Annotated in this window: 21 protein-coding genes; 13 read left to right on the forward strand and 8 right to left on the reverse strand. The window is 39.4% G+C overall.

Going from position 1 to position 25063, the window contains the following annotated elements; genetic code table 11:
- Positions 1 to 246: 246 nt before the first annotated feature.
- The gene (locus FXN70_RS08765; protein WP_324647088.1) at positions 247 to 825 is read left to right on the forward strand and encodes a YceI family protein; all 579 of its coding nucleotides are present in this window, start codon (positions 247 to 249) and stop codon (positions 823 to 825) included.
- A 359-nt stretch (positions 826 to 1184) separates the two neighbouring features.
- Here the strand turns inward: FXN70_RS08765 and FXN70_RS08770 are convergent, their stop codons facing one another.
- From FXN70_RS08770 to FXN70_RS08780, 3 genes are all read right to left on the reverse strand, one after another.
- A complete protein-coding gene (locus tag FXN70_RS08770) occupies positions 1185 to 1901 on the reverse strand; it encodes a glutamine amidotransferase (RefSeq protein WP_324647089.1) in 717 nt (238 codons plus the stop codon).
- Between the two features lie 148 nt (positions 1902 to 2049).
- A complete protein-coding gene (locus FXN70_RS08775; RefSeq protein ID WP_324647190.1) occupies positions 2050 to 2838 on the reverse strand; it encodes a 5'-methylthioadenosine/S-adenosylhomocysteine nucleosidase in 789 nt (262 codons plus the stop codon).
- Positions 2839 to 2892: 54 nt separating this feature from the next.
- Positions 2893 to 3795 (reverse strand): 5'-methylthioadenosine/S-adenosylhomocysteine nucleosidase, encoded by a 903-nt coding sequence (locus FXN70_RS08780; RefSeq protein WP_324647090.1) that lies wholly within the window; start codon positions 3793 to 3795, stop codon positions 2893 to 2895.
- Between the two features lie 457 nt (positions 3796 to 4252).
- On the opposite strand from FXN70_RS08780, the gene tsx reads away from it, so the two are divergent.
- Entirely contained in the window at positions 4253 to 5104 is an 852-nt protein-coding gene (gene tsx / locus FXN70_RS08785) for a nucleoside-specific channel-forming protein Tsx (RefSeq protein ID WP_324647091.1), read from the forward strand.
- Positions 5105 to 5227: 123 nt separating this feature from the next.
- Here the strand turns inward: tsx and FXN70_RS08790 are convergent, their stop codons facing one another.
- Positions 5228 to 6739, reverse strand: coding sequence for an aldehyde dehydrogenase family protein (locus FXN70_RS08790; protein WP_324647092.1), 1512 nt, complete (start codon positions 6737 to 6739; stop codon positions 5228 to 5230).
- Between the two features lie 160 nt (positions 6740 to 6899).
- On the opposite strand from FXN70_RS08790, the gene FXN70_RS08795 reads away from it, so the two are divergent.
- The 3 genes from FXN70_RS08795 (at position 6900) to FXN70_RS08805 (ending at position 10310) form a co-directional block, all read left to right on the forward strand.
- Entirely contained in the window at positions 6900 to 8081 is a 1182-nt protein-coding gene (locus tag FXN70_RS08795; protein WP_324647093.1) for a transcriptional regulator, read from the forward strand.
- A gap of 133 nt (positions 8082 to 8214) precedes the next feature.
- Entirely contained in the window at positions 8215 to 9930 is a 1716-nt protein-coding gene (locus tag FXN70_RS08800; protein ID WP_324647094.1) for an AAA family ATPase, read from the forward strand.
- Positions 9931 to 9944: 14 nt separating this feature from the next.
- Complete coding sequence (locus tag FXN70_RS08805; RefSeq protein WP_324647095.1) at positions 9945 to 10310, forward strand: 5-carboxymethyl-2-hydroxymuconate Delta-isomerase; 366 nt, start codon at positions 9945 to 9947, stop codon at positions 10308 to 10310.
- Positions 10311 to 10419: 109 nt separating this feature from the next.
- Here the strand turns inward: FXN70_RS08805 and FXN70_RS08810 are convergent, their stop codons facing one another.
- Entirely contained in the window at positions 10420 to 11577 is a 1158-nt protein-coding gene (locus FXN70_RS08810; protein ID WP_324647096.1) for a hypothetical protein, read from the reverse strand.
- Positions 11578 to 11851: 274 nt separating this feature from the next.
- Here FXN70_RS08810 and pepN point away from each other — a divergent pair, with 274 nt between their 5' ends.
- The 3 genes from pepN to FXN70_RS08825 all read left to right on the forward strand — a co-directional run bounded on the left by pepN (position 11852) and on the right by FXN70_RS08825 (position 15927).
- The gene (gene pepN, locus FXN70_RS08815; RefSeq protein ID WP_324647097.1) at positions 11852 to 14458 is read left to right on the forward strand and encodes an aminopeptidase N; all 2607 of its coding nucleotides are present in this window, start codon (positions 11852 to 11854) and stop codon (positions 14456 to 14458) included.
- A 370-nt stretch (positions 14459 to 14828) separates the two neighbouring features.
- On the forward strand, positions 14829 to 15047 hold the full coding sequence (locus FXN70_RS08820; protein WP_324647098.1) for a cold-shock protein: 219 nt from the start codon (positions 14829 to 14831) through the stop codon (positions 15045 to 15047).
- A 220-nt stretch (positions 15048 to 15267) separates the two neighbouring features.
- A complete protein-coding gene (locus tag FXN70_RS08825) occupies positions 15268 to 15927 on the forward strand; it encodes an epoxyqueuosine reductase QueH (RefSeq protein WP_324647191.1) in 660 nt (219 codons plus the stop codon).
- A gap of 44 nt (positions 15928 to 15971) precedes the next feature.
- Here the strand turns inward: FXN70_RS08825 and FXN70_RS08830 are convergent, their stop codons facing one another.
- Entirely contained in the window at positions 15972 to 17063 is a 1092-nt protein-coding gene (locus FXN70_RS08830) for a zinc-binding metallopeptidase family protein (protein WP_324647099.1), read from the reverse strand.
- A 302-nt stretch (positions 17064 to 17365) separates the two neighbouring features.
- Here FXN70_RS08830 and FXN70_RS08835 point away from each other — a divergent pair, with 302 nt between their 5' ends.
- The 4 genes from FXN70_RS08835 to FXN70_RS08850 are packed head-to-tail and all read left to right on the forward strand — an operon-like array spanning position 17366 to position 20276.
- A complete protein-coding gene (locus FXN70_RS08835; RefSeq protein ID WP_324647192.1) occupies positions 17366 to 18124 on the forward strand; it encodes a HesA/MoeB/ThiF family protein in 759 nt (252 codons plus the stop codon).
- A 58-nt stretch (positions 18125 to 18182) separates the two neighbouring features.
- Complete coding sequence (locus tag FXN70_RS08840; RefSeq protein ID WP_324647100.1) at positions 18183 to 19475, forward strand: ABC1 kinase family protein; 1293 nt, start codon at positions 18183 to 18185, stop codon at positions 19473 to 19475.
- On the forward strand, positions 19472 to 19873 hold the full coding sequence (gene folB / locus FXN70_RS08845) for a dihydroneopterin aldolase (protein ID WP_324647101.1): 402 nt from the start codon (positions 19472 to 19474) through the stop codon (positions 19871 to 19873). The genes FXN70_RS08840 and folB overlap by 4 nt, the downstream gene beginning before the upstream one ends.
- Positions 19830 to 20276, forward strand: coding sequence for a 2-amino-4-hydroxy-6-hydroxymethyldihydropteridine diphosphokinase (locus tag FXN70_RS08850; RefSeq protein ID WP_324647102.1), 447 nt, complete (start codon positions 19830 to 19832; stop codon positions 20274 to 20276). Before folB ends, FXN70_RS08850 begins: the two co-directional genes overlap by 44 nt.
- Before the next feature lie 76 nt (positions 20277 to 20352).
- Here FXN70_RS08850 and coq7 read toward each other — a convergent pair whose 3' ends face one another.
- Entirely contained in the window at positions 20353 to 20988 is a 636-nt protein-coding gene (coq7, locus tag FXN70_RS08855; protein WP_324647103.1) for a 2-polyprenyl-3-methyl-6-methoxy-1,4-benzoquinone monooxygenase, read from the reverse strand.
- 2 nt (positions 20989 to 20990) lie between these two features.
- Positions 20991 to 22307, reverse strand: coding sequence for an MFS transporter (locus FXN70_RS08860; protein ID WP_324647104.1), 1317 nt, complete (start codon positions 22305 to 22307; stop codon positions 20991 to 20993).
- A 155-nt stretch (positions 22308 to 22462) separates the two neighbouring features.
- On the opposite strand from FXN70_RS08860, the gene FXN70_RS08865 reads away from it, so the two are divergent.
- Positions 22463 to 25054 carry an autotransporter assembly complex family protein gene (locus tag FXN70_RS08865; protein ID WP_324647105.1) on the forward strand — a complete coding sequence of 864 codons (2592 nt, stop codon included), beginning with the start codon at positions 22463 to 22465 and terminating at the stop codon, positions 25052 to 25054.
- Positions 25055 to 25063: the final 9 nt, after the last annotated feature.

The raw sequence follows: 25063 nt of genomic DNA on the forward strand, positions 1-25063 counted from the left end.
ATGAGATTTATATTCATTCATTGTTTCAAGCAGGCATCGTTGGCTGCAATGCTACATATCGTTATGTAACATAAGATTTAAGCAATAAAGATGCCAAAAATAATAAAGCGACTTAAAACTTATAGAATAGATTGAATCACGGGCAGTGTTGCAGGAATGCAACAAATCGTTTTACGCTTAATAATGTACTTTATCTTTAAATGTTTATAATTTTGACAATATTCTAAATTCATGGAAATCATCAAAATGACTTTAAAGGCACTTTCTTTAGGTTTGGCAGTTGCTGTTGCAAGTTCGGTTACTTTGGCTGCACCTGTTGCTTATAATATTGATCCAACGCATACGGCAACTGTTTTCTCTTGGAATCATTTTGGCTTTTCTACACCAAGCGCAAATTTTAGTAATATCCAAGGTGTAATTAATGTTGATAATGCTAAACCATCAGCATCTACAGTGGATGTAACCATTCCTGTAAGCAGCGTAAACACCAATGTAGCTGCTTTGGATAAAGAATTCCAAGAAGAAGGTTGGTTTAATGCTGAGAAGTATCCAAACATTACCTTTAAAAGTACTAAAGTTGAAACCAAAGATAAAAAACATTTCAAAATTACTGGTAACTTAACTGTTAAAGGTGTAACTAAACCTGTGGTGTTGAACGCGGTATTGAACAAGCAAGCTGTTCATCCAATGACGAAATCACCTGCAATTGGTTTAAATGCAACAACTTCATTTAATCGTTCAGAATTTGGTATCGGCAACTACGTGCCGAATGTTGGCGATAAAATCACTGTAAACATTACAGTTGAAGCTGAAGCGAAAAAATAATATTCGTTAAAACGTCTATTTATCAAAGATGAAGCCTGCATGATGTGGGCTTTTTCTTGTTTTAAAATCAGTAAATAAAATGCTTTTTTCTGTTTTTTTAATTTTTATAAACAGAAATTTGCACCAAACCTGCGCTAAGAAAATGAAATTACCAAAACCCATTGATCCAATTGTCATATGAGTTATCTGTAGTTTACTGTCTTGAAAAATGGCTAATCGAACAGATCACGATTGCACACAGTTTGCAGATAGGTAATACCCATGTGATGAATCACATGTTTATTCGAATGCGAAACACGTGCGCTACCGCTAAATATCTTTAAAATAGGATAGGGCAGCGGCCTGCCCAAAACCTAATGTTATAAGTTTAAATTTTTTAAAAATTCGTGGATAACTGCTTGCGCGGCATGTTCAAGCTTTGCTGCATATTTTAGGTTGTCTTGGCGTAACGGTGGAATAGCAATGCCCGCATGGCGTAACTCACAGGTATGTCCAATTAACCAACTTTCTAGGCTGTCTTGGGCAACTTCAATATGAAATTGTAAGCCTAGAATCTGTTTACCTATGGCAAATGCTTGGTTGGGATAAAGGCGAGAGCTTGCTAGTAGGGTGGCGTGTTCAGGTAAGTCAAAAGTATCGCCGTGCCAATGCAAAACCGCAGTATCTTTGAGTGCGGCTAACGGATTATTTTCAACTTCGGCAATGCTTAGCTCACTCCAGCCAATTTCTTTTTCATGCCCTGCATAGACTTTAGCACCCAACGCATGCGCAATTAGCTGAGCACCTAAGCAAATACCAAGTGTTGGTTTATTTTGAGCAAGACGCTGTTTTAATCCTGCAATTTCATTGATTAAAAATGGGTAATCTTCCTGCTCATAAACCCCGATTGGCCCACCTAAAATAACGGTGAGTCCATCATAAGCCAAAGCAGGGCTTAAGTCGTCTATACCTGCCTCAAAATAGCGAATTCGGAAGCCATGCTGATGAAAAATATCTTCTAAAGAACCTAAGTCTTCAAAGGCCAGATGTTGGATGGCATAAATGGTTTTATTTAAAGGTAAATGTGTGCTTTGCATGGGGGTTACACTTTAAGTTACTAGGCTATAGCATTTCTTTTTTTAGTTAGAATGGCAAGTTAAATTTATACAAATTTGATGATTTTTAGTAAGTTGCATCAATTGAAACAAGGATGAGGTCGAGTGACTCATCCTTGATTTTGTATGGTTATTTCTTTTGTGTTGCTAAATATGTTGTTGCTACGTCTAAAGCATAATCTTGGCATGCTTTACCCGTATTTGGATTATATGCACCATTGTTGGTGGCATTATTTGATAACACACGAATCCCTAAAAATGGCACTTTATAAAGTGATGCGACTTGAGCAGCCGAAGCTGTTTCCATTTCTTCTACAGAGGTCTTGTAGGTGTCGTGAAAGAGTTTAATACGGTCTAATTCGTTATTCCAAGTGTCTGCAGAACCAATGACACCTTCAACCACACGGCCTTGAGTATAGGTGTTTTTGATGCTATTTGCTGCTGCAATGAGTTTGTCATCGCCTGCAAAAGTTAAATGACGTGTTGCTTCGGCATCTGAATTATCGTTAGGCAATACATTAAATGGTTTGTTCCAAGTCAGTGCGTTCGAGCCTTCACCTAAGGCTTTTTTAGGGGTAATAAATGCCCCAATATTTTCAGATTGTTTGCCGAGTACAATATCAAACACTTTTAATTCAGGGTCGTGACCACCTGCGGTGCCTTGGTTAATAATTGCAGCAGGATGATAATGTTCAATTGCCAATGTAGTTGCGGCAGCAGCATCGGTCATGCCCATACGGGTACGCGAAATGACAATCGGTTGACCTTTGTATTTGCCTTCCCAAAATTGCCATCCACCATAAGTTTTGGTTTTTACGTTGCTCAGTTTGCTCACCATATGGTCAGTTTCGATATCTAAAGCACCTTGAATGACCACAGGCGCTTGCGCATATAAATGACCTGCGAATAAAAGCCCCATGGCAGTAAGTGCAGATTGACGTAATTTCATATGAGTTTCCTTGTAATGCGAGTGTTACTGAAAGTTTTGAACGTATTGAATAACCAATTTCGCTGAATTTTTTGCAGCAAGTGCCATAAATGTTCCTTCTTCATTTTCACCTGCACCACCGCCTGCAAGGTCTGAAAGTGCACGGAAGACAATAAAAGGGGTATTGTTGGTATAGGCGACATGTGCGACAGCTGCTGACTCCATATCTACAACATTGGCATTGAAGGTTTTAAACACATACTGACGTAATGCGGTATTGTCCATAAAAGACTGACCTGAAACGCCGTTGCCACCAAACACAACTTTGGGTGCATGACTTAAACAGTGTTGATCTGGTGTACATTGCTCAATCTTAGTCTGCGATAAAATTTGTTTGGCTTGTGACAACATTTTTGGGTCGACTTTAAACCATAGCTTTTCTTCAGGGGCTTGCACGCCATTGGCAATTTGTACATTTTGCGGGAAAATCATGCCAAAATTTGGATATGGCGTTTGAAGAAAGCTCGGTGCTTTGAATGTACCATTGACTTCACGAGCCATAATAGATTCTAAATATTGTCCCCATTGTTCGGGCACAGTCACATCACCAATATTTAAAGCAGGATTGACCCCACCTGCAATGCCTGAGAATACAATATTTTTGATGTTAAAGTGATCAAGTGCTATTTGAGTGGTCATTGAAGCATTGACCATGGATATGCCTGATAAAAACAGCACTACATTCTTATCGCCAAGTTTTCCTGTAATAAATTGTGTGCGATTAATGGTGTGCGTTTTGGCATTTTTTAATGCTGCACGGAGCTCTGGAATTTCAGGTTGGAAGGCACAAATGATCGCAATTCGTGGTAAGTGATCAATTCGATCTGCTGCGAAAACAGCACTGTTAACAAGGAGGGCAAGAAAGAAGGCTGTAAATCGCTTTTTCATTCAAAAAATCCAACTTCACAAAACTTTAAAGCTTAAGCAATTCGTATGCCAATTTTAAAGCTTAAAAAGAATTGCCATTATTCATACTATTTAAGCTTGCTGCAAGTGTTAAGTGTATTTGAATGTATGAGTAATGATGGATTTTTACAAAAAGATAAAAAATTCAATAATTTATTAATAAGTATTTTGATGGTAAAAGTAAGTTGTTGTATTTTATGGTTAATAATATATAATATTTGGTTTGAAAAATATTCAGCTCATATAATTTTGTTTTTTCTGAATCTGAAATATTCAAGTTGACCAAAATATGTGTGTTGTTGTTTTAATTTTTGATTAAAAATGTAACAGTGGCATATAACTTGCTTTTACAGAATGCTTTTTAAACGCTATGTATGAGTTGATGTACATATCTGTTTTGAATACGTGTAAATAAACCAAATGCATAGGAGCAATGGTTATGGGTTTAATGAAGACGCTAAGCTGCGCAGTGCTTGCAGCACTCACAGTATGTGGTACGCAAGCTGCAAATGCAGGTGATTTTGTAAACTCAACCCTTTGGGGAATTTATAGCAACAATGTCATGTTTGGCCCACATCCTGCCGAAAATGGTTATTTAGAACTTGAATATTTCGGTCAAAAAGGCCCTGTAGATTTATATGGTTATTTTGATGCACCAAAATATTTCGGTGGTAACCGTAATATTAAAGGTGTTTGGGATAAAGACAGTTCAAAATTATTTATGGAACATGAACCAAAGTTATCAATGAATCGTTTAACAGGTAAAGATTTGTCTGTTGGGCCATTTAAAGATTGGTTCTTGGCAGCAGATTGGATTGTTGACGCTGGTACAACCACAGATTCACGTCAAAATACCTTGTATTACGGTGTGGGTACGTCAATTGACACGCATACCAAGTTAGGTATGAATGTTAACCTCTACGCAAAACAGCAGTGGGAAAACTACGGTGCAGCGAATGCGTATACCTCAAATGATGGCGGTCGTTTACAAGTTCAGTTCTTCTATCCGTTACACACTTTTGAAAATGGCGCGAGCTTAAATTACTTTACCTTTAGTAACTATGACTTTGGTTCGAAGTTAGGCGATAAAACTGAAGGTGGTTATCGTACCAATGAAGCATTTGTTTCAACACATGTATTCTCTTATAACATGAAACATTTACGTCTATTTACTGCTGCACGTTATTTCCATAACGGTGGGCAATGGAAAGATGGCGCAACAACATCTTGGGGCGATATGCTAACCAATAATGGTTGGGGATATTACGTAGCAGCGGGTTATCAATTCTAATTATAACCATTGCTATAAATCAAAAGCTGTAAGATTTTTCTTGCAGCTTTTTTTTGTGGATGAAAAAAATGCAGCTCACTTGCGTCAACTGCATCTGGAAAACTTAAAACGAGTGGCTAAAACTTAGAAGAAGCCCATTGGTTTGGTTGCATAGCTGACCAATAAATTTTTGGTTTGTTGATAATGATCAAGCATCATTTTGTGGTTTTCACGGCCAATGCCCGATTTTTTATAACCGCCAAAGGCTGCATGTGCAGGATACATGTGATAGCAGTTGGTCCATACACGACCTGCTTCAATTGCACGACCAGCACGGTATGAGGTATGTGCTGAACGTGACCAAACCCCAGCACCTAAACCATAAATGGTGTCATTGGCAATTTTAATCGCTTCATCAAAGTCTTTAAAGGTTGTGACCGAAAGCACAGGGCCAAAGATTTCTTCTTGGAAAATCTTCATGCTGTTGTTGCCTTTAAAAATGGTCGGCTCAATATAAAAACCTTCGCCAATTTCGTGACGTGCCGCACCACCCGTTAGAAGCTGTGCACCTTCATTACGACCAGTATTAATACAGCCTAAAATTTTGTCTTGCTGTTCTTGTGAAGCTTGCGCGCCAATCATGGTGTCGGTATCTAAGGGATGACCTGTTTTAATGCGTTTGACACGTTCAATGGCTTTTTCAAGGAATTTATCTGCAATGCTTTCTTGTACTAACGCACGAGAAGGACAGGTACATACTTCACCTTGGTTTAAGGCAAACATGGCAAAACCTTCTAGGGCTTTGTCTAAATAGTCATCTTCTTTATCCATAACATCTTCAAAGAAAATGTTTGGTGATTTACCACCAAGTTCTAAGGTAACGGGAATAATGTTTTCGGTTGCATATTGCATAATAAGTTGGCCCACTTGGGTTGAGCCTGTGAATGCAATTTTTGCAATGCGTGGGCTCGTTGCTAGCGGGCGACCCACTTCTGCACCAAAGCCATTCACAATATTTAAAATACCCGCCGGCAATAAATCTTGAATCAGTTCAACCAACACTAAAATACTGGCAGGGGTTTGTTCTGCTGGTTTAAGCACGATACAGTTACCTGCTGCGAGTGCTGGTGCAAGTTTCCATGCCGCCATTAAAATAGGGAAGTTCCATGGAATAATCTGCCCGACGACACCCAGTGGTTCGTGAAAGTGGTAGGCGATAGTATCTTCATCAATTTCAGAGATTCCGCCTTCTTGGGCACGAATACAGCCTGCAAAATAACGGAAATGGTCAATGGCCAATGGAATATCTGCGGCTAAGGTTTCGCGAACCGGCTTACCATTTTCCCATGTTTCGGCAACAGCCAATAATTCAAGATTGGCTTCTAAACGATCTGCAATTTTAAGTAATAAATTGGAACGTGTGGTTGGAGATGATTTATTCCATTCGGTTTTGGCTTTGTGTGCCGCATCTAATGCCAGATCAATATCTTCAACGGTGGAGCGAGGGACACGGGTAAACACTTGACCATCTACAGGAGAAATATTGTCAAAATATTGACCTTTAACAGGAGCGACCCATTGTCCACCAATAAAATTTTCATATTGAGATTTAAATTGAACTTTTGAACCAGGTTGGTTAGGATCGATGTAACGCATATAAAAATTCCTTTGCTGTAATAATATTCATTCCACAAATTGATTTATTTTTGTGGAGAATTCGGTACTCTGAACGTCGTACACTATATTTAGAATCATAAGCATAAATAGGTTGGAAAAAGGTTGGATTTTTCCGAACAAAAAGTTAAGGAAAGTAACAATGTTGAGTAAGCGAGATTTGCGAAAACATAAAGGCCTTATTGATCAGCTCAGACAAAACATTATGTCGTCGCCGCAACATGCCCAGCGCATTGGACAAAGTATTTTAAGTTCGTGGCAGCGCAGTGTTTTAGCCTGTATTCCTAAAGAGCGAACGGCTGCGCCATTGGCTGAAAAAGTCAAATTTAATGGCAATACGACTTTAAGCAGTGCCTTGCATGCTTGTGAGCGTGAACTGAAACATGTGGCTGAGCAATCTTCGATGGTGCTGGCCATTGGTGATATTGGCAGTACCATTATGTGGACGGCTGCAAGTAATAAAATGTTGAATGTTGCAGAAAAAGTACATTTTGTTTCGGGTGGAAAATGGAGTGAAGATGCGGTGGGAACCAATGCCTTGGCATTGTCTTTAAAAACCCAAGAATCGTGTTGTGTTTTTTCAAATGAGCATTATATGGAGTCGGTACATGATTGGGTCTGTTATGCCACCCCGATTATCGATCCATTTTCAAAACAAGTATTGGGCGTGGTCGATTTATCTACTACATGGGAAAATCATAATAGTTTGGGTGTGTTGGCTGTTGAACGCTGTGCGTCGATTATTCAAACGGCATTATTAGAACAACATCAGCAACATTTATATTTACAGGGTTTTTCTGTCTTTCAAGTGCGCTTAAATGGCAAAGTGCTGGTGTTGACACCACGACAGTTTGAAATTTTAGCAATTCTAGCACTTTGCCCACAAGGCATGAATTTAGATAATTTGCATCAAGCTTTATATGGCGAACGTAAAGTCAGTTTAGGCACACTGAAAGCCGAAATGTCACAATTGCGTGATATTTTAGGTGGCTTATTAGGATCACGTCCGTATCGGTTATTGGCACAAGTGGAAGCTGACTTTTTGCAGGTTGAGCAAGCCTTAGATGCTGGTTATTTGGAAGCTGCATTAAAGTTATATACAGGAACATTTCTTGCAAAAACGGAAAGTCCATTTTTATGTGCATGGCGGGATTGTTTAGAATCACGTTTAAGTGATGCCATTTTTAAAGCCAAAGATACTGATATTTTGTTTAAGCATATTTCGCATATGCCTGATGCAATTGATGCGGTGGAATGTTTAATTGATTTATTGCCATCGGCACATCCTGCACATCAAGTTTTGGCGAAATATAAAGGCATTTAAACCAAAAGATTGGCTATCCGTCGATGCAAACTGAGCAGATCATCGAGCAAAAGTTAAAAACTGCAAGCTCAATTTTATTTCTGCGTTAAAAATCGTTAAGCTATAGCAATTAAGTTAGGTATCGATTGAAGTTATGAAGCAAGCCACTGCATTAAATTTGTTAAAAGCGGGTGAAAATGTATTTTTAACGGGTTCGGCAGGCGCGGGAAAAACCTATACTTTAAATCAATATATTCAATATCTTAAAGCACGAAAGGTTAACGTTGCAATTACTGCATCTACAGGCATTGCCGCAACCCATATGAATGGTATGACCATTCATACTTGGGCGGGCATTGGCATTAAAGATAGCTTAAGCGACGATGACTTAAAGCGCATGAAAGAGCGCAAATATTTAAAAGAACATTTAGAAAATGCCCAAGTGCTCATTATTGATGAAATTTCAATGTTACATGCCAAGCAACTGAATTTAGTCAATCAGGTTTTAAAATATTTTAAAGAAAGTGATGAGGCTTTTGGCGGCATTCAAGTGATTGTTGCAGGTGACTTTTTTCAGTTGCCGCCGGTTGGGCGAAATGGCGAAACCAATCGGGAAAAATTTTGTTTTATGTCGCAAGCATGGGTTGAAGCAAAGTTTCGAGTTTGTTATTTAACCGAGCAACATCGTCAAGACGATGAAATTCTAAACCAAATTTTAAATGCCATTCGCGCACAAAATTTGCAACCAGAGCATTTAAAAGCGTTAAATACCTCGAAACAGCACGATATTGGTGAAACTTTTACCCGTTTATATACGCATAACTTAGATGTTGATAGTCTGAATTTTAAACATTTAAAGGCCATTTCTGGTGATAGTCATCAATTTTCTGCGGTGGTGGATGGCAATGAAAAGCTGATTGAAACCTTAAAATCATCGGTGCGCGCGCCTGAAGATTTAAGTCTTAAAAAACATGCCAAAGTGATGTTTGTGAAAAACAACTTTGATATGGGCTATATCAATGGCAGTTTGGGCGAAATTATCGGTTTTGAAGAAGATGAAACCCACGGAATTTTGCCTAAAGTAAAACTTAATGATGGTTCAACGTTGGTGGTTGAGCCTGAAACGTGGTCGGTGGAAAACGAAGCCGGTAAAATAATTGCCAGTTTTCAGCAAATTCCATTGCGTTTGGCTTGGGCAATTACCATTCATAAAAGCCAAGGCATGACTTTGGAAGCGGCCGAAATTAACTTGTCGAATACCTTTGAAAAAGGTCAGGGTTATGTGGCATTGTCACGCTTAAAGTCGCTTACAGGACTGAGGGTATTGGGTTTTAATGATCAAGCGCTCGAACTTGACAGTCTTGCCATTAAAGCCGATCGGCGTTTTCAAGAATTGTCCAATGAAGCAGAAACACATTTTGCCGAAGCAGATTTAAGCGCGCAGCATAAAACTTTTATTCGTCATTGTGGTGGCACATTAAGTGAAACTGAAATTGCACGTAACGAAAAAAAATTAACCAAAGCGGGTAGTAAAGCGAGTTATAGTGCGGCGACTTTAGATGAAACCAAAGAACTGTTTGAAAATGGGTATGAAATACAAGATATTGCAGTAGAGCGTGCTTTAACGTCTGCAACCATTATTAATCATTTGGGGCGTTTGCATCGTGAACAAGGCTTAGATATTTCGGTGGCTCATCCGGGCGATGAAGTGGTGGAACAAGTACGCAAAATTTATAAGCGTTTACAAAAAACCAAACGTGCTGAACATTTTAATGACGATGGCTCTATTAAATTACGACCAATTGTCGAAGCAACTCAGCCCAAAATGGGCTATGATCAAGTCCGTTTAGCACTGCTATTTATTCAGTAAAATAAGGAAAAGTTATGCCACACCTGATTGTAGATTATTCTCGGAATATTCATAACTTAGCGCAGGAAAAGCTGTTAAAACATTTAAACCAAGCACTGATTACGACAGGTTTGTTCAAAGCAGCAGATATTAAATCACGGATTCATAAAAGTGACGTATTTGTAATTGGTGATAACGATGAGTCGCAAGCGTATATTCATAGTCGTTTGTTTATTTTAGAAGGGCGAACCAATGAAGAGCGTGCATTGTTGAGTCAGACCTTACTCACGGCACTTAAAAATTTTAAAGGTTATGAAGCTTATACTTTAAATTTACAACTTTGTGCTGAATTATTAGAAATGCCTGTTGCTAATTACGCAAAAGCTGAGGTACAGATGTAATCTTCATTTTTCTGTCTCTATTAGGCGGAAGAATTAGAGCAAATAAAAAGTTCAAATTGAGTTAATCGATTTGAACTTTTTAGGTTGATTTTTAAAATTTATAGGTGTTTTATTGGGTGAAGTAATGATCTTGATGTTGGCATTTTTGGCAGGTTAATGACACGTAACTGCCGGCATCATACTCCACATCCAACTGATTTGAACCACAGTGCATACAGCGTTTGTCAGAATAAAAGCTGAGCCTTGGTTCAATTTTACGCCATAAATGCTGAATCGGCTGACTGAAAATGCGCTGATCATAGTTTAAGAACTTGATATATAAAATTTCACTCATGCGGCTTAAGCTTAAGTGCTCAGGGCGAGGGAAATTACTTGTTTCCCATTTTTCTGCAATTGCACGTTCACGATATTGAATTAAGGTTTTTTTTAGTCGATGGGTGTTAATAAAACCATCATTACGGGCTTCAAGTGCATTATTTTGCTGTAAATAGGATAGTGCGGTGTGAATCATCGAAAAAATTTGCTCGACCGCAAGGCTGTCTAAAAGTCGATAACACAGCTGTGCGAAACTGGCATGGCTTGAAAATTGTACTTTCCAGCTTTGGCAGACAGCTTGGGTAAATTGAATAATTTCTTGGTACAGCATTTGATACAGCGTTTCTTTCACTTCATCGCTGTGTTGAAAGGGAATGCCTTGGCGTAAATCTTCATAAAACCAATGGCGAAGCCGTTGGGCAACACTAAATAAACTTGGTTCGGCATAACCATCTAAGCGCACATTTAAATAAAAAGTGGTTGGATTTTCGACCACTTCTGTTGCTATTAATATTTGTTCATAAATCAGTTGTTTCAGCAATTGCTGTTGAAACTGATAGTTTGGTGAAATAGGTGAAAATTTGAGCTTATCCCAGTGGATATATTCATCATGTTGTACATCTTCACGGGCAATATCATCTAACAGTGCCAATAAAAATAATTTATGCAATAACGATAATTTGTTGAGTGACTGAATTTCGAGTTCTTTTTTGGTTTGGTGCTCACGACGTTCTTGTTGGCGTGTGGCTTTGATCATTTTTTTACGTTGTTTTTGACACGCATCGCAGTGGCAACTGTGACGATCATCTTGAAAAAGTCGATGTTCGCAATGGCTGCATTGATGAAAAGATAAGTCTTGATCTGCAAATTCAGCATCCACCCAGAACATTGCTGCGCGGCACAACGGGCAGAGTGTACTAGCATCGAGTTGTTTTTGCAGAATTTGAATCACGTGGGTTGCGCCGAAAAAAGGACAAGTGCTGATTATACAGCGAAGCGTTTAAAAAAGCCGTGTATTGTCATTTTCTATGAGCCATTACATTTTGTATTTTGCTCAAAACCAGTTGGTATAAAAGTTGCCTTTTAAAGCAACAATTAATTGGGTAATGGTTGCTTTTGAATTGAAAAAAGCTTTTTTTGCCCAAATATATTGAACATCAACAACGCGCTTTAAAAACAAGGCGTATGATAAAACTTAAATGATACGCCAAAGAATAGGATGAGTTATGAATATTGCTGCGAATCCAGTGGTTGAAAGCAACGACACTGTTTATTTAAAAGATTATCAAAAACCTGCATTTTTAGTCGAATCTATTCATTTGGATATTCAAGTCTATGATGATTATACCTTGGTAGATTCCACCTTAGTGATGCAGCGTCAAACTGCGGGTAACTTGGTGTTGTTGGGGCGTGATTTAGAGCTAAAAAACATTAATTTAAATGGACAAGATTTAACTGCCGATCAATATCAACTTGATAGTGAACAATTACAAATTATTGATGCACCCGATCAAGTCCTGTTAAAAACTCAAGTGATTATTCATCCTGAAAGCAATACGCAGCTTGAGGGTTTGTATCAAGCAGGTGATTTATTTGTTACTCAAAATGAGCCTGAAGGTTTTCGAAAAATTACCTTTTATCCAGATCGTCCCGATGTTTTGTCGGTATTTACCACACGCGTAGAGGCCGATAAAAAATATCCTGTGCTTTTAGCTAATGGTAACTTGCTTGAAAAAGGTGAGGTGGATGAGAAACGCCATTTTGCGATTTGGCAAGATCCAACCAAAAAACCAGCCTATTTGTTTGCTTGTGTGATTGGTGATTTGGCTGTACTCAAAGACCATTACACCACCTCGGAAGGGCGAGAAGTCGCACTCGAAATTTATGCGATTGAAAAAGATATTCCAAAATGTCATATTGCCATGCATGCCTTAAAGCATTCAATGCGTTGGGATGAAGAGCATTATGGGCGTCCATACGACTTAGACAATTACATGATTGTGGCTGTGAGCCAGTTCAATATGGGCGCAATGGAAAATAAAGGTTTAAATATCTTTAATACTTCATGTGTTTTGGCAGATGAAGAATACACCACCGATGCTGCAATTATGCGTGTGCAATCGGTAATTGCGCACGAATATTTCCATAACTGGACGGGTAACCGTATTACTTGCCGCGATTGGTTCCAATTGTGCTTAAAAGAAGGCTTAACGGTTTTCCGTGACCAATCTTTCTCAGAAGATTTACAGTCGGCTGCGGTGCAACGGATTGATGATGTTGCAGTATTAAAAGCCCATCAATTTCCCGAAGATGCAGGCCCATTGTCACATCCACCACGTCCTGACCATTTTGTGGAAATCAATAATTTCTATACCGCAACGGTGTACGAAAAAGGTGCGGAAATTAACCGTATGATGGCAACCTTGCTTGGCAAAGAAAAATTCCGCCAAGGAACGGATGAATATTTTAATCGTTATGATGGTCAAGCGGTCACGGTAGAAGATTGGGTCGATGCGTTATCGGTTGGTTCAGGCGTAGATTTATCTAACTTTTTAACGTGGTATAACCAACCAGGTACACCAAAACTTCAAGTTACCGCAGAATACGATGCGCAAAAGCAAAGTTACCGTTTGCAATTGACGCAAAGTTTAAAAGCACATCCTAAATATCCAAATTTAAAAGCAGTTCCTATTCCTGTGGCATTGGCGTTATTTGATGCCAAAACAGGTGAGCAACTCACACTCAATTCAGCATCATTATTTGTAAATGGTGTGAAAGATGGGGTGTATTTGTTTGATCAAGACACCGCAAGCATTGAATTTACAGATGTAACGGAACAGCCAGTCGTGTCTTTGCTGCGTAATTTTTCTGCACCTGTCAATTTAGAGTTTGACTATAGTGATGATGAGCTTGCATTTTTAATTCAACACGAGACCAATGGCTTTAACCAATGGCAAGCTGCGCAAACTTTGCTTGAGCGGGTATTACTGCAAGATCATGCAGTTGATCCATACATTCAAGCGCTTAAAAATACGCTGCCTGCTTTGGTTAAACCAGATCCACTCTTGGCTTCACGTTTATTTGATGTGCCAACCGAGGGTTATTTAGGTAGTCGGATTGATCAAAATTATCAACCTGAAATCATTCAACAAAAACGTAATGCGGTATTAAATACGCTTGCAAAAGCATTGGGCGATTTTTGGAAAAACACGTATTTATCGTTAGACCCAAGCTTACAAACAGAGTTTTCCCAAGCGATGGGCGAGCGTGCCTTAAAAAATATCACGCTTGCAATGTTGGCACGTCAGGGCAATGATCAAGCCTTTGAGCTGGCGTATCAACAGTATCAAACCACGCAAAACATGACTGAACGCTTAGGTGCACTACGTGTTTTGGTTTGGAATGATGCACCACAAGCACCTCAGGCATTGCAAGATTTTTATGATCGTTATAAAGATGAAGCATTGTCATTAGATCAATGGTTTATGGTGCAAGCTGCTAATCCAAATGCAAGCAAAGCGAGTATTCAAGCCTTAACTGAACATGCTGATTATGACTTAGGCACACCGAACCGAATCCGTTCGGTCAGTGGTGGGTTAAGTAATAATCCTGTGAATACATGGGGTTTTGGTGTTGAGCATTATATTGGTTTGGCAGCATATTTAGATCAGAAAAATCCAATTTTAGGTTCGCGCTTACTGCAAGTGTTGTCACGTTGGTACACTTTGGCAGAGCCACAACGTGGTCAGGTGCAAAATGCATTAATGGCATTACAACCACTGGTGAAATCGAAGAATGTGACGGAAACTTTAAATAGTATGTTAAGCATTTAACTAAATTGCGAGGTTTCATAATTTAAAACTGAAATCATAAAAGCCCATAACGAAAAATTGTGGGCTTTTTTTTGGCTTATTATGTGAGTTTTTATATTTCAAATACTTAGATTGAATTTTGTCGGGTGAAAAAGTCGAATTGTAGCGAAAAACAGCAATAGAAAAAAATTAGATCTACATAGACGAAATTAATCAAGAAAAGAGGTTGTAAAAGGCGTATAACCCTGTATAGTAAGCCCTAACTAGAAAAATATTCATGTTTCAGTAAAGTCACCTTGCTTCGTAGTTTTAATTTTTAATCCTTCGTTTGTAAAAGATTTATCAGGTTCATCGTATATTTTTTATAAGTTCAATTTATGAGGATTTAAAAATGAGCAACACAACTCTTGGTACTGTAAAATGGTTCAACGAAACTAAAGGTTTTGGTTTTATCAGCACTGACGCTGGCGAAGACATTTTTGCACATTTTAGCGAAATCGCAACTGACGGTTTCAAAACACTTATCGAAGGTCAACGCGTAGAATTTACCGTTGTAAACGGTAAGAAAGGCTTACAAGCAAGCAACATCAGCGTTGTTAAAGCACGCTAAGTTTTTGCTGTAAAAGCTTAAAAGAGCCCACTCATTGAGTGGGCTTTTTATTGGGTATCATTTTGTAGATCAACGGATGATGAGTCCGCTGCTCTAAAGAGCAGTAATTATTGCATGGGTGCTTGAAATCAAAACAACACCAAATCGGATTTTATTAAATCGTGTCATAATAGTGCATCAATAAGCATGGTGACAATGCTGCCCGTTTGTGAGATCGAGAATTTTTATGCAAAGAGTAAAGTTAGAGCTGCCTGAGCAGGCCGATAAATTATTATTACATTCATGCTGTGCACCATGTTCAGGTGAGGTCATGGAAGCATTGATTGATTCTGAAATTAACTTCTCTATTTTCTTTTATAATCCCAATATTCATCCTGTAAAAGAATATTTAATTCGTAAAGAAGAAAATATTCGTTTTGCCGAAAAGCATAATATTGAATTTATTGATTGTGATTACGACACCGATAATTGGTTTGCCCGTGCTAAAGGTATGGAGGATGAACCTGAAAAAGGCATTCGTTGCACCATGTGTTTTGATATGCGTTTTGAGCGTACGGCACTGTATGCACATGAACATGGCTTTAAAGTGATTAGCAGTTCATTGGGTATTTCGCGTTGGAAGAATATGCAGCAAATTAATGATTGTGGTGTTCGTGCGGCATCACATTATCCTGATATTCAATATTGGGATTATAACTGGCGCAAAAATGGCGGCGCACATCGGATGATTGAAATTAGTAAACGTGAAGAATTTTATCAGCAAGAATATTGTGGCTGTGTGTATTCACTACGTGATACCAACCGTTTCCGTCGTAGCCAAGGGCGAGATCGGATTAAAATTGGGGTACAGTATTATTCTGCCGATGAAAGTAACGCCTAATTTTTTATCTGTAGTAATAAGCGTAAAATGATTTCGTTTTACGCTTATTTTGTTTCAAGCTGAGGTAAAATATTGGCATGGATGTATTGTAAGCCACGATGAATAAAGCGCAGTTTATCTAACACTGGATTTGATAATACGAACGGATAAGCATCGTCTAGTCCCATACTGCGATTCAACGCATTTAAAATATAAGTCAGTGCAAACCAATTGTTAATCACCAGTTCAAAATCCCGTGCCAATAAAGGTGCTTCGGTAAAGTAAATTTGTGGGTCGGTTGGTAATTTCCCTTCTAGGCTTAAACCTGAGTGATAGGCTGTGTCTAGTGTATCTGCCATGTGTAAATAATGTGCCCAAGTTTCTGCCCAGTCTTCCCAAGGGTGTGCACAGGCATAACGGCTGACATAAAAGTCAGTCCAATTTTTTTGCGGCCCATTTTCATAATATACGGCCAATGCTTCGCCATAGTCGGTGCGTTCATCACCAAAATAATGCCGAAATTCATCGAGCCAATCAGGGCAATAGTGCTGCATTAAATCGAAATAATAATGTCCGCTTTCGTGGCGAAAATGTCCCAATAAGGTACGATAATTCTCCTCCATATGCATGCGGGTTTTTACCCGAATCACCACATCGGCTTCGCTAGCATTTAAGGTAATAACACCACCTGCATGGCCTGTAAGTACAGGTTGGTCGGGGTAAGGCATTAAAAAGTTAAATTGCAGCCCTAAATGGTCTTCGGGGTTTTGTTTTGGACGTGGAAAAATATCGAGCTGCTTGGTTAAATATAAAAAACGTCGTTTTGCGGTTTCAATATGGCGCCAATAGTTTAAATGTTGGGGTTCAGATAGGTCGGGAATCGTATGCGTGAGTTGGCAAGACTCACAATAAGGGTTGCTTTGCTGAGCAGGAATGACCCAATTACACGCTTGATAAGTGTGATAATTATGACAAGGTTTGTAGTAAAGGCTCTGATCTTCTAAGTCTAAACTGCGCCATGTTAAAGCATCAATTTTGGCGAATGTGCCCATAGTATTACGATTGAGCTGAAAGCCAAGCACGCTCGAACAGTTTTCACAAACCGTATTTTGAAAGAACACGCGATGCTGACAATTTTGACAATAGAAAATTTTCATTGCGATGCAAGGCTCATCTATTTGAAAACAATATTATTTGATCATACGCAATTTATCTTCAGGCGCTAGTCAAGAAATAGAACTTTATTGCAAGATTTACAAAAATATTCAATAAGAAAACCACTGAGTGGTAGCTTGAGGAATGATAAAAATAAGCTGATTTTTTAAGAGATATGTATGATCTATGTTTAATGGTGATCGCACTAAAATATCTTGATTTTAGCTTAATTTTTACATAAAAAAGGCTAAACTGAGCAACTGAAAATTAAAGGGAGAGCGGTGTGTCGTTATCGCATGAAGACATGGCTTATGGACAGCTTAGTGAAGATGAAATGTTGTTGTATAGCCGTCAAATTTTATTGCCTGAATGGGATTTGGACGCACAAGAAAAGCTCAAGCTTTCTAATGTGTTAATGGTTGGTGCTGGTGGGATTGGTTGCTTATGTGCTGAGCTTTTGGCGCGGGCAGGGGTGGGTAAAATCACCATTATGGATGCTGACCAAATTGAGATGAGTAATTTACAACGTCAAGCAGGGTTTAATCAGCATGATCTTGGTCAATTCAAGGCCCAAACTTTAGCCAAACAGTTGCGTGAAATTAATCCGCATATTGAAATTGAATATGTGAATCAACGCTTAGACGAACACAATGCCAAGCATTGGATTCAATCGCAAGATTTAGTGTTGGATGGATGCGACCAATTTAGCACCCGTTATTTGGTGAATGCAGTGTGCTGCAAGTTTGATGTGCCATTGTTAAGTGCTTCGGCGATTGGTTTTGAAGGGCAATTGTTTATGGTGATGCCTGACAGCGCTTGTTATTGCTGTTTGTTTCCGAAAATTGACCAAGAAGATGAGCAATTGCGCTGTGCCAATTCAGGTGTGCTTGCGACGACGCCCAATATTATGGCCAGTTTACAAGCCCATCATGCACTGCTGTATTTAGGTTTAAACCGAATACCATTAAAACAAAAGTTATTGCTTTGGAATGGTTTAACTATGCAACAACGTATTTTAAGTTTTGCACAAGACCCAAACTGCCCGCATTGCCGTGCACGATAGGCAGAGCGCAATCCTTTTGTTACACTTAGAGGTAGATTGACAGGGCATGTACTTTGCGATGAAAAGAAAGATGTTACGAGATGGTTTGCGTTCGGTTGCCCGTATGGGTGAAACTGCGGTGGTTGCTGCCAAGGCAGGAATTAAATATGCCACCGAAAAACCCAGTCATGCCAAATTATTGCGTGAAACTTTTGAGTCTTTAGGTTCAACCTACATTAAATTGGGGCAGTTTATTGCCAGTACCCCTTCACTTTTTCCACGTGAATTTGTTGAAGAATTTCAAGGGTGTTTAGACCAAACCCCGAAATTGCCTTTTAGTTATATTCAAGAGGTTTTGCACACTGAATTTGCAGGTAAAAATTTAGCAGATATTTTTGCATTTATTGATGAAACGCCGTTGGCATCGGCATCGATTGCTCAAGTGCATGCGGCGCGTTTGGTGAGTGGCGAAGATGTCGTCATTAAGGTGCAAAAACCAGGTGTTGAAACCATTTTATATACCGACTTAAATGTTCTTCACTTTGCGACCAAAGTGTTAGAAAAAGCAGTGCCGAAAGTTCGGTTTGCATCTTTAGCAGATATTGTCGATGAAATTAAAACCCGCATGGTGCGTGAAGTCGATTTTATTGAAGAAGCGCAAAATTTAGATGACTTTGTCGACTACTTAAATACCACGCAAAACCATGCTGCCACTGCGCCTAAAGTTTATCATCAATACTCCACTCGTCGTGTGCTGACGATGCAGCGCTTATATGGCGTACCACTGACCAATTTTGATTTGGTTAAGCAATTCAGTAAAGACCCGTCACAAGTGCTAATTACCGCCATGAACACATGGTTTGGTAGTTTAATGATGTGTAAAAGCTTTCATGCCGACTTACATGCAGGTAATTTAATGTTGCTTGAAGATGGTCGTGTTGGATTTATTGATTTTGGAATTGTGGGACAATTACAGCCACAAGTGTGGAGTGCCTGTATTGCATTTATGGATGCCTTACAACGTACCGAATATACTGCAATGGCTGAAAATATGCTGAAAATGGGCATGACCTCACATAAGGTAGATATTGCGGTTTTAGCGGCGGATATTGAACGTTTGTTTGGTGGTGTAGTCTTAGCCGACCCACAACAAATTTTGGCCAGTAATCCTGCCGATTTAAATGACATTATGCTCGATATGGTGGCAGTGGGTGAGCGTCATGGTATTCACTTTCCACGAGACTTTGCCTTGTTGTTTAAACAAATGTTGTATTTTGATCGGTTTATGCGTGTTTTAGCACCGTATACCGACATTTATGCCGACCAACGTCTAAGCATGATTCAAGCAGCAGAGCAAGGTGGGTCAAGATGACACACGCTGATGTTATGCCAGATGCGATCTTAATTGAAGGTCTAAAAGTAGAAACCGTGGTGGGGTGTTTTGCTTGGGAGCGGAAAATTTTACAGCCATTATTGCTCGACCTTGTGGTAGAGCATCGTTTACAAGCTGCGGCTTTGTCGGATGAACTTGTAGACACTGTAAATTATGCCCAAATTTGTGAGCTATGTGCCGAAGTTATTCAAACGGCACAGCCTAAGTTGATTGAACATGCCGCACATTTAGTTTTAGAAAAATTATTTCAGACTTTTGATGGTATTTCTCGTATTCGTTTAACCATTCGTAAACCTGCAATTATTGCAGAAGCCCATTCGGTAGGAATTCGCCTTGAGCGCCAACGACACGATTTTTGCTCTCGCACTGGCGAGTAATTTAAGTCAACAACAGCATTTTTCACTGGCGTATCAGCAAATTGGGTCGTGGGGAAAGGTGAATTTTTCAAATGTTTATCAAATTCCATGTCGGGATGATGTGGGAGATGACTATTGGAATGCAGCATGTTTGCTGATAACTAATTTAAGCAGCTCTGAAGTAGAGTCACGCTTGAAATGGCTTGAGACATTGTCTGGGCGGTTGCGTCCGTCGCATCAAATTTCTTTAGATGTCGATTTGATTGCATGGGGAAACACGTTAACCAATATGCAGTGGAATCGTAAAAAGTTACCGCTTGCTGTCGATGTCAAAATTCCTTTATCTGAGCTGTGGCAGCATGTCGATTTACAGGTGAGTGGTTTTCAGTTTCCGAAAATTAATTTTAACGTTGATTTGGCGTGACCTAAGCCACTTATGTAGATGAGCATCCAACAAAAATCCGCCGTAACGGATTTTTGTTGTGGGTAAAGCTTGTGGGTTAAAGGTAATAGCTGGTTTTGGTCATTAACTTGGAAATACCTGTCATGGTCATTCGCACAGGTAAAGGTAAATCAATGCCACCTGCGTCAAGTGCGGTATCACGATGATGTAATTCGTCAGTATTCATTTGTTCTAAAATTTGTCGCGAACGTTGGTCTTGTGCAGGCAATTGTTGTAAATGATCTTCTAAATGTGCACTGACTTGGCGCTCAGTTTCTGCCACAAAGCCTAAGCTATATTTGTCGCCTGCTAAACCTGCACCTGCACCCATTACAAAAGACAAGCCATACCAAATGGGGTTAAGAAGGCTGGGTACGCTATCTAGCTCTTTTAAGCGATCTTCACACCATGCCAAATGGTCTTGCTCTTCAATTGCGGCTTGTTCCATTTCATGGCGTACTGTAGGAAGTTTTGCCGTTAATGCTTGTCCATGATACAAGGCTTGAGCGCAGACCTCACCGCTGTGATTGACGCGCATTAACCCCGCCACATGGCGTGCTTCACTCACAGAAAGATTAGCATCGCTATTTTGTGATGGATTTTGGCGATGTGCGGCAGTTGCGCCGGGAACTAAACTACGTAATGCTTGATCAAAAGACTGAATCACCCGATCGAGGGCAGTATAATGGCGCATAATTAATCCTCTAAAGCATTCGGTGTAGTATTAAGCAAAGGCTTGAGTTTTCGCAATAACCATAGGCAAAAAAATGCACTAAAAATAGCAGTTGCACAAAATAACCATTGCATTGGTATGTTTAGAACGCTTAAAAGCACAATCGAAAATAAGGCAGATGCGACCATAAAAATTGCATTAAAAATATTGTTGGCAGCAATAATCCGTGCGCGATGTGAACGAGGTGAATAAGCCTGCATTAAGGCATATAGCGGCACAATATAAAAACCGCCGCTAATGCCTAATAAAATAATAGCCAGCATTACATGGTAATAAACCATGCCACTTTGAAACATATCGGCAATACCTAAAGGGCTTTTGTGGTTTGGCACAACAGCCATGCCCCAAGCCAAATAAAATGCAAACAGCGTTAATCCGATTGCACCAATCGGCACCATTTTGATATTCACGTCTGATCCGCCAATTTTACGGCATAACAAAGAACCCACGCCAATTCCGACAGAGAAAAAGGTTAGTAATAAACTCACCACATTTTCAGAGGCATTTAAATAATGATGGGTCAGTTCTGGAATTTGAGTTAAGTAAGATGCGCCGTAAAACCAATACCATGAATTACCCAGTAGAATCAGGAAAATGACTGGAATACTTTTGGCATATTGTATGGTTTGCCAACTGGTACGGAAAAAGTTCCAATCAATTACCAAATTTGAGGCACTGCGAGGTTGTTCTAAAATAAAGCGACTTGCAATATACCCTAAGACTGCAATGACTAAAACTGTAACACACATCCAAATTAAGCTGTCATGGGAAATGGAGATAATACTGCCTGCTAAAATCATTCCAAATAAAATTGCCAAAGACGTGCCCGTTTGAAATAAGGCATTGCCTGACATCAGTTCATTCGGTTTTAAAATATCCGGTAAAATGGCATATTTAATGGGGCCAAAAAAGGTTGAGTGAATTCCCATGCCAAACAATGCCAATAACAGTAACCACAATTGATGGGTCATAAAACCAAGGCTTGCCACGAGCATAATTACAATTTCAATGGTTTTAATGATGCGAACTAAACTTGAACGTTCATATTTATCGGCAATTTGTCCTGCGGTCGCAGAAAATACAAAATAAGGCAAAATAAAAAGCAGTGCCGCTAGATTATTTAAGGTACTAACATTTGCTGACGCATGCTGAATTAGGCCGTAGGTAATCACCAATAACAGCGCTTGTTTGTAAACATTGTCATTTAAAGCCCCAAAAAATTGGGTCAAAAACATGGGCAGGAAACGCCGTGACAGCAGTAAATTCTGTTGTTTTTCCATGATTCTTGCGCTCTAAAATTTAAGATTTGTGAGTTGAACAGTATCCCATAAAAAAAATCATGTATGATAGTCATAGTTTAGGTTTTGGTTAATGATCAATAGCCAAGATGAGATGAGAAATAGCTGACTTTTAAAATTAAACGGTTGTTGTTTTTATGCAGGCTCAAACACACTTTAAAAAAATGCTGTTAGTGCAAAGCTTACAGCGGATTCTAAAAACAACAGAGTTTCGTCAATCGATGTGCGCGGGGCTTGTTTTCGGACTGTGCTCATCTTCGGTGATGGCTGAAAATGTTTCGACAGCGAATCAAAATAATAATATTGATAGTTTACAAATGTTGCAGCAACAACAGCAGAACCCACAGTTGACCGAATTTAAACCAATTACCTTAAATGATTTAGACCAAGTGCCTGAGGTGACGGTCAATCAGAGTATGGTAGATGAAATTAACCGTCAAGCCGAAGAAGCCAAACAAGCTGCGGCAACGCAGCGTCTTGACAATCGTACACCGATAGTGGAACCCAATAATTTGGTTACTGAACCTAATATTCCTGCGGTGAATGTCGACCACGTTATACAAGAAATTCAAAATACGCGTAGTATTGTGGTGACGGAAGCCAACAATAACCAAAATAGTAATATATTAACGGATAGTGATTTCGATGCCACGCCTGAACCTGCCGAAAAGCAAGGTTTGTTTAAACGCTTGATCCGTAAAATTCATCCAAAAAGTGATACAGGCACTATGGTGTCGATTCCAAAAATCAGTGTAACGGTTGAAGGTGCGCCAACTGTACTTGCAGAAAATATTAATAATAAATTATCAAGTTTCACCCAAGAAGCATTTGAAGATTATAGTTCTGCTTTACCTCAGCTACGTGCAATGGCGACACAAGCTGCACAGGCCGTGGGTTATTATGATGCCAAATTTCAATTTACCCATGTATCTAATACTGCAGTAAACGTAAAAGTAACACCAAATGAAGCGGTGAAAGTAACGGCTGAAAATATTGAGTTTAGTGGTCAAGGTGCAAATATTCCTCAATTTCAATTGATTCGTTTAATTCCAGATTTAAGTGTTGGTGATGTACTTAATCATGGTTTATATGAGCAAATGAAAACACGTATTAGTGACACGGCAAGCGATAATGGTTTCTTTGACGCGTATTGGCGGTTACATGACGTAAAAGTGCAATTGCCTGATAATACTGCCGATGTGAATTTGCGCTATGAAACAGGTGAGCGTTATAAATTAGACAATGTTCAATTTAAAATGAATGATCCGTCTAAACCATTGCCATTGAAACTTAAAGTATTACAAAGCATGGTACCGTGGAAAGAAGGGGATGACTATGCGTCTTGGCGTGTAAACACATTGGCAAATAATTTGACCAATTCACGTTATTTTAATTGGAGTGTTGTTGAGTCGATTAAACCTGATCCAATTACCAAGCCTTTAGAACTCGCACCCGATGTACAACGCGCAGTCGACCAACAGCAATTGGATAGTGGGCAGACTCAACTACAAAGTGTACAAACGAAAAAAGTGATCTCCGATCAAGAGGTGAGCCAAAATGTGGTCAGTGAAGACCAGTTTGCAGGGACACAAACTCAATCGTCAGATGCACAAAAGCAATTAACTGCCACACAGCAACAGCAAAAGACAGAAAAACAAACATTACAAGATCAAGCCCGTGCAGAAAAAATGATCCCAGTGGTCGTGATGTTAAATGCAGATAAGCTCAATAATGCTGAACTTGGTGCGGGCTGGGGAACCGATACAGGTGCGCGTATTCGCGCGCAGTATCGCCGTGCAATTGTGAACAGTTCAGGGCATTCATTTGATGCCAATATGGAGTTATCACAGATTCGCCAATCAATTGATACCCGTTATAGTATTCCATATAAGCATCCATTGAACGATTATTTCAATATCGTAACGGGATATGAGCGTGAAGAGTTCTCGGGTGTTGGCCCAGACATGAGTTTAACCACAGAGTCGGCAATTATTGGCGCTGACCGTGTGATTAAAAACCCGCTTGGACGTTGGCAACAAACCTATGGTGTGCGTTATCGACTCGATAAAATTCATCAAATTGGTGAAGTAAATAGTGCAGATGTTCCTGACGCATTTTTAAAACCGGGTTCAAATCCACAGCAGCAATCATTACTTTTGGGTTATCAACTTTCACGCACCGATAGTAATGATGCAGTCAATCCAACCAAAGGTGTGAAACAAAGTTATAAAATTCAACTCGGGTCTAAATCGGCACTTTCAGATGCAAATATGGTGATTGTTGATGCAAATTGGGGTTTTATTTATTCTTTAGGTGAAAATTATAATCATCAATTTGTGGGTAGCACTAATTTAGGTTATATCTTTAGCGATGATTTTGCTAACGTACCTTATAATTTACGTTACTTTGCTGGTGGTGACCAAAGTCTTCGCGGTTTTGATTATAAAACATTATCACCGACCGAAAGTGGCTATAAAATTGGTGGCCAAGCCTTAGCGGTGGGTTCATTAGAATATAACTATCAGTTCAAGCAAGGATGGCGTGCGGCTATTTTTACCGATGTCGGTAATGCATATGACAATAAATTTTCGAATCCAACAGCCTATAGTGTCGGTGTTGGCGTTCGCTGGCAATCGCCAATTGGCCCAATTCGCCTAGATGTTGCTTCAGGTATTTCCGATGAAGGTCATCCAATTCGCTTACATTTCTTTATTGGCTCACAATTATAATTAGGACGT

It is taken from the genome of Acinetobacter sp. MD2, assembly GCF_035615575.1.
Lineage (GTDB): Bacteria > Pseudomonadota > Gammaproteobacteria > Pseudomonadales > Moraxellaceae > Acinetobacter.